The organism is Hyunsoonleella sp. 2307UL5-6, from assembly GCF_047345485.1.
GTDB lineage: Bacteria > Bacteroidota > Bacteroidia > Flavobacteriales > Flavobacteriaceae > Jejuia.
In genome coordinates this window covers 1-6,361 of record NZ_JBLFEN010000015.1, presented here as the reverse complement: position 1 = coordinate 6,361, position 6,361 = coordinate 1, and the positions used below count along the sequence as shown (strand labels likewise).

7 protein-coding genes are annotated in these 6,361 nt (G+C 31.3%); all 7 read left to right on the top strand.

Annotated features, from left to right (window positions below):
• Positions 1-186 precede the first annotated feature (186 nt).
• The 7 genes from ACKGJY_RS15300 to ACKGJY_RS15270 all read left to right on the top strand — a co-directional run bounded on the left by ACKGJY_RS15300 (position 187) and on the right by ACKGJY_RS15270 (position 6,119).
• Positions 187-681 carry a hypothetical protein gene (locus tag ACKGJY_RS15300; RefSeq protein WP_413974775.1) on the top strand — a complete coding sequence of 165 codons (495 nt, stop codon included), beginning with the start codon at positions 187-189 and terminating at the stop codon, positions 679-681.
• A gap of 312 nt (positions 682-993) precedes the next feature.
• The gene (locus ACKGJY_RS15295) at positions 994-1,536 is read left to right on the top strand and encodes a hypothetical protein (protein WP_413974774.1); all 543 of its coding nucleotides are present in this window, start codon (positions 994-996) and stop codon (positions 1,534-1,536) included.
• A gap of 606 nt (positions 1,537-2,142) precedes the next feature.
• Complete coding sequence (locus ACKGJY_RS15290; protein ID WP_413974773.1) at positions 2,143-2,343, top strand: hypothetical protein; 201 nt, start codon at positions 2,143-2,145, stop codon at positions 2,341-2,343.
• A 350-nt stretch (positions 2,344-2,693) separates the two neighbouring features.
• Complete coding sequence (locus ACKGJY_RS15285) at positions 2,694-3,128, top strand: SMI1/KNR4 family protein (protein WP_413974772.1); 435 nt, start codon at positions 2,694-2,696, stop codon at positions 3,126-3,128.
• A gap of 153 nt (positions 3,129-3,281) precedes the next feature.
• Positions 3,282-4,103: a hypothetical protein gene (locus ACKGJY_RS15280; protein ID WP_413974771.1), complete on the top strand. Its 822-nt coding sequence runs from the start codon at positions 3,282-3,284 to the stop codon at positions 4,101-4,103.
• 129 nt (positions 4,104-4,232) lie between these two features.
• Positions 4,233-4,925, top strand: coding sequence for a hypothetical protein (locus tag ACKGJY_RS15275; protein ID WP_413974770.1), 693 nt, complete (start codon positions 4,233-4,235; stop codon positions 4,923-4,925).
• Between the two features lie 171 nt (positions 4,926-5,096).
• Complete coding sequence (locus ACKGJY_RS15270) at positions 5,097-6,119, top strand: putative phage abortive infection protein (protein WP_413974769.1); 1,023 nt, start codon at positions 5,097-5,099, stop codon at positions 6,117-6,119.
• Positions 6,120-6,361 lie beyond the last annotated feature (242 nt).

Below are 6,361 nucleotides of genomic sequence, written 5' to 3'. Positions count from 1 at the left end.
AATGTGTATAATTCATTGCTAGTTATAGCCTACTTACGAAAATTCCGCTGGAATTTTCTATCCGTGATTTGTTTGCTAACTTTAGTGCTTAAACACGCAACGAAATCATACACAAACACGTTGCCAACCATTTAAAAGGAAGCTATAGACATAATAGATAATAAGGGAATGACAGATAAAGAAAATATGAGTGAATTTGAAATGCCAAAAGGGTATTTGGAAGAAAAAGTATCTACCGCACCCGCGACAGAAAAACTAGACGCTGTTCTAAACTATTTGAATGACAATAGAAAGCCTGCGTATCATTATGGATATGGACTTCCTAACAATTATACGAAACCTAAAGGCACTTACTTATCTAGTCAAGATATATTAAACGTATTAGATAAACTTGAAAGAGATAATATGGTTAGAATGAAAATGATGGGCGACGGAAACGGAAATGATGTAGAGCATTATTGCATAAGTTTAGATGGAGAAGTCCTTTTGCAAGACGGTGGATATTCTCAAAAGCTAATAGATGACCGAAATAAAAAAGACAAAGTAGAACAGGATTTAAGAATATCTCAAAGAAATGAAAAAACAGTAAAAAACGCGTCAGTAGCAGCAGTTATAGTAGCGGCATTTGTTTTCGCATTTCAGATTTATGAATTTCTCTTTGCAACTTGTCACGCTTCTTAATGGCTTTGGATTGAATAATAGATAGCCATATAACTTTAGCTGAAAAATATAACAATAACACCCCAGAAACAACAAAAATAAGACCCATTAAAAACCGCATATGAATAAAAAAATATCTAGATGAAACCAACCTATTGAAAATAAAAAACGGATTGGCAACACCGTGTATAAAAAATAAGGGTTTGGTGTCTTGTTAAAATTAATTTTTGTTTGCTCGTTTTTCGCTAATCTGAATGGAAGTTTTATACTTAACCCTTACTTTCCATACACATTAACGTTGCCAACAATTTGAACTCACTCAAATTCTGAAAAATGATTGACGAGAAAACCAAAATCGAAAATTTTGATATTCTATTAAAGAATATTGATGATATCGGGAGTTTTAATATCTCATTTACCTTAGAAAAAGGACTAGGCATTAATGCCGATAATCTTGAAAGGGAAAAATTAGGATGGTTTTTAGATTTAACCAATGCTATAGAGAATTTCGGTATGGCGCATAGATATTTTGAGGAAACATATCCAGTAACATACAGACTGACCGAAAAAGGCATTAAAGCAAAAGACTTGGGCGGACATTTAAAATATAAAAAGTCTGTTAACAAAACTCCTTTGACTTTGTACCAGAAAATATATTTACCAATATTCATTTTGTTTGGTTTGCTAAGTGTTTACAATCGATTTTTTCCTGCTGTTTCAAAATCCGAATTTCAGAATTTAAAGACTGAATTTCAGAATACAAACTATCGATTTGATTCTCTAATTGATGAGAATACAAAAAAAACATCAGCCAAAATAAAGTTGCTAAATGACACATTACAAACCAAAAATTCTGGCGATTTAAAAAATGATTGAATTTCATAATATTTTGAATTTAAAAAGTTAATAATTTGAATAATAAAAACAGTTGGCAACATCGTGTATAAAAAATTGCTAGTTTTACCTAAACCAATGTTAGTTGCTCGTTTGCTAGCTTCTGATTTTCCTTCGGAAAATCCTCGCACACAAGCACGCAACTTTCCATACACAGCACCGTTGGTGTCAATAGTGCGTTTTTTATATCAGCTAACATAGCGGAATTTTATAAAGGTAGATTTATGGCGGAATAACCGCTCCCCTTTTACTATGAAATAACTCGGGTTGGTCTCTTTTCCAAGCTATTGTCGGTGGAAAGTTTGCCAAGTCTCTGGTTGGCACTAAAAACAGTGTTTTTTGCTCATTATGCCCTTGGGGTTTGCGGTTGTTTTGCGCTATTCCGTAATTGCACTTAATACTGGCGCACTACTTAAAACCAACAATGTGTAAAAAAAATACTATTTTTGTGGCTTACATTTATAAAGTACTCGTTTGCTTGCTTACGATTTTCCTTCGGAAAATCGCTGCCCACAAACCCGTACTTTGTTTACACTAAAACGTTAGGCAACATTTGAAATACATCACGTTTAAAAAACAAATACATTTATGAAAACAAAAATTATTCTTAAAGAAACTAAAGAAATTGTAGCTCAACCGAATTTAGAAATAATACCTAGAATCGGAGAAAAAATATATCACAATGATTTATTATTTAAAGTAACTGACATAATTCATACTGCTGACCAAATCAATCTTTTTGTCCGACAAGTGGATTCTGAACATCAGGACTATGACGTAATTTGGTAATAACTATTTTATCTAAATAGGATTCATATTTGGTTATATGAATTTTTAATTCATTGATAGCTATTTTAAGCTCATACTTTAGACCACTTGTTAATGGTTCTGTTAAAAAAGGCATCTGAATTGACCTAATTTGTTTTACTGCTAATTCTGTTTTGTTGTCCATTTTTCTGTTTTTTAAATTTATAATCCGATTAATAAAAACGTTGCCTAACACCGCATATAAAAAATGCTTATTTTAGTGCTTAATCAAATGGTCTTTGCTCGTTTGCTAGCTTCTGATTTTCCTTCGGAAAATCCTCGCACACAAAGTCGCACTTTCCATATGCATAAACGTTAGCAAACATTTGAAAATGACAATCGAACAGAATATTGATAATTGTAGATTTAACGGCAAAATTGACTCAGTTGTAATTGAAAATATTGAAAAATCACTCGGATTTAATATTCCAAAAAATTATCGCCATTTTATAGAAAATTATGGTTCTGGAAATATTAATGGATTTGACTTTTTTGGAGCGTATCCAAATGTTGACTTTGAAAATGGAGCTGTTTTAAATATTCTTTGGAGAAATTTGGGTGACAGAAAAGATTACGGTTTAAATCCAAAACTGCTTTTGATTGGGGATGCTCTTTGTGGCGACTATTTCTGTATAGATATCGAAAACTTAAATTCTCCGATTTACATATGGAATGTATCTTTAAGTAATGAGGAAACCAATAACTTAGAAATTATTGCTACGGATTTCGATGATTTGATTGAAAAAATATTTAATGAAAAATTATAAAAAACGTTTGCTAACAAAGTGTAAAAATAATTGCTTGGTTCTTACCTACTCGGAAAATCCTGCGGATTTCCCTCTGGTTCGTTCCATTTTTGGTAAGTAAGTTACTTAATCACGCAACTATCCTTACACGTAAACGTTGTGCGTAATTAGAGAATGAACGATATTACAATAGACAGATTTGAGAATAAGCCAGAATTCACTTCTGATTTGGCGGATTTTGACAATTCTAAAACGGAATTGCATATTCGTGCGGATGTAAAAAACAGAAAGCTATTAAACGAACTGAATATTGAAAAACTTTGGTTAATTGGAGCTAAAGAAAAAGACATTGAACAAATCTTTTCGCTTCATCAACCGAAATACGTGAGTCTTTACCAATTTCTGGCAAAAGATTTAAGCTGTTTAGAGAATTTGAAGAAGTGCGAAACTCTCATAACAGAATGGAATACAAAAGCGACTGAACTTTGGAATATCGAATCTAATCCGAACTTGAAAAAATTGGCGATTAGAGATTATTCTAAAATTTCGGACTTGTCAGCATTAGAGAAAGCGACTAAAATCAAAAGTTTGTCATTAGATGGTGGAATAGATAAAAAGTTAAAAGTGGACAGCTTAAAACCGCTATCTAAACTTCCTCAATTGGAATATTTGAGACTGACTAACATAAAAGTCGGAGACGAATCTCTCGAACCAATTGCAAATCTGAGAAATTTAAAAATACTTGAACTTTCCAATCAATTTCCAACAAAAGAATATGCAAATCTTGCAGTCAAATTGACCAAAACGGAATGTTCAATGTTTCGACCTTATCACGAAGTCGAGATAAAAGATGAAAATGGAAATTTGGTTTACGACAGAATGATTATCGGAAAAAGAAAACCATTTCTTTTATCGACAAAAGACCAAACTCGAATTGAGAAATACGAAAAAGAATTTGAAAAACTAAAAAATAACTACGCACAACAATGGCTATAAGTAATTGCTTGTTCTCGCCTACTTTGGAAATTCCTGCGGAATTTCCAACTTGGTGTGTACTTGCAAAGTTAAGTGCTAAACCACGCAACTACTCATAGCCGAGACCGTTGGCAAACATATAACCGAACAATGAAATTCATCTATCTAACTATAATTTTACTTCTGACTTTTAGTTGTTCAAACGAAAAAGATATAGCGGAATTTGAAAAAGTTTTGGGACAAGAAAACAGTGAAACTCTGACTTATCTTGTAAACGACTTTGAGACTAACTTTCTCAAAAGGCAATATCCGAATTTAGATACTAAAAAAGCCTACAAACAATTCTTAAATGAATTATCAAAAGGACAAACCGAATACTGGAAAAAAATCTCGGAAAGTAGTCGAGAATATCTTGAAAAAAGTAATTTGAGATTAGAAATTTACAGCGTTCCAGATTCAATTTGGATTGAGCGTAACCCAGAAAAACTGACTTTGAGCAATAACAATATTCCGATGTTAAAAATCAAAAGGAAATATTTAATGCCAGACGGAACTCTCGGATACAGTACGTCAGAATCATCTTTTCGATATAAGGAACCAATCAATGAAGATTCAATAATCGAATCTCGAAAAAATTGGATTGATATAAATTATGTTGGTAGTTATTCGAGAGCTTTAAATTCAATTTCAAATAAATCGGATTTTCTAATTGATTATCTCGATATTCGAGAAGCAGCTGGCACGATTGACCCAAAATTTATTGCTGACCGAATGATAAAATCTAAAGTTAATGTGACCGACTATTTTATAAAACGATTAATAATAACCGAAATAGTCTATTGAAAATAAAATACGATTTGCCAACACCGTGTATAATTAATTGCTTTGGCAAGTGCTTATTTGGAAAATTCCTTCGGAATTTTCTCTGGCAAGTTTTTGTTTACTAAATTAGTTGCTTAACAACGCAACTAACCATACACAATAACGTTACCTGCAAGCTGAAAAAACACTCGAATGAAAAAAAAAGACTTAATACTTATTATTGGATTTTCTGCTTTAATGCTTTTCATTCTTTTTTCATTACCCTACTTATTTACAAGGCCAAATATTTTAGGAATCGATTTTAGCGAAACTGGAAATATTGGAGATACAATTGGAGGAATAATGGGACCTTTTATTGCTATTATCGCTGCAATATTAACCTTCTTTGCATTTTACATTCAATATCAAGCGAATGAACAACAAAAGAAAGATTTAAAAATTGAAAGATTCGAAAATAAATTTTATGAATTACTAAGATTACATAAAATAAATGTTGACGAAATGAAAATCACGGATAATATTGTAGGACGAAACTGTTTCATTTATATGTTTCGAGAATTACGCTTTTGTTATAAAATGTGTGTATTTGCTCAACACAATACTGTACCAGAAAATGAAGAAGAATTTAAAAATATTAATCTAATGTCATTTTCATATAAATTATTCTTTTTTGGAGTAAGTATCAATTCAGAAAAACACTTTTTTGAATTTATGAATAGTGAAGAACAAAAGCTATTTAGATATGTAAAAAGCCTTTTAAATTCATCAATTCGAGAATCATATTTGGAACATAGAAAAACTGACAAAATAAACCCTTATGTTTATAAATTTTCATCTTCTGACCACACAGAAAACTCTATTGAGTTTAGTTACTATCCATATGAAGGACACATCAATAAATTAGGACATTATTATAGGCATTTATTCCAAACAGCTAAGTTTATTAAAGAAAATGAATTCCTTAAGACCTCTGAAAAATATGGTTACATAAAAACACTAAGAGCTCAATTGACAGATTTTGAGCAATTATTACTCTATTATAATTCTTTGGCTTGGTTTAAAAATGAATGGTATGAACTTTTCACTAAATACAGATTAATTAAAAATATTCCTATACCATTAGCTGATTTTGACATTAATCCATTGGAATTATATAAAAAAGAAATAAAAGAATATTCTGAAAAAGGAAAAGCTATGTTTGAGTTTCACGAATAAAAGCCTGCAGGTAACACCGTATAAAATTAATTGCTAGTTTTAGCCAGTTTACGAAAGTCCTCGCGGACTTTCTATTTGTGATTTATTTGCTAACTTTAGTGCTTAAAACACGCAACTAATCTTATACAACAACGTTGGTGTCAATAGTGCGTTTTTTATATCAGCCAACATAGCGGAATTTTATAAAGGTAGATTTATGGCGGAATAACCGCTCCCCTTTTACTATGAAATAACTCGGGTTG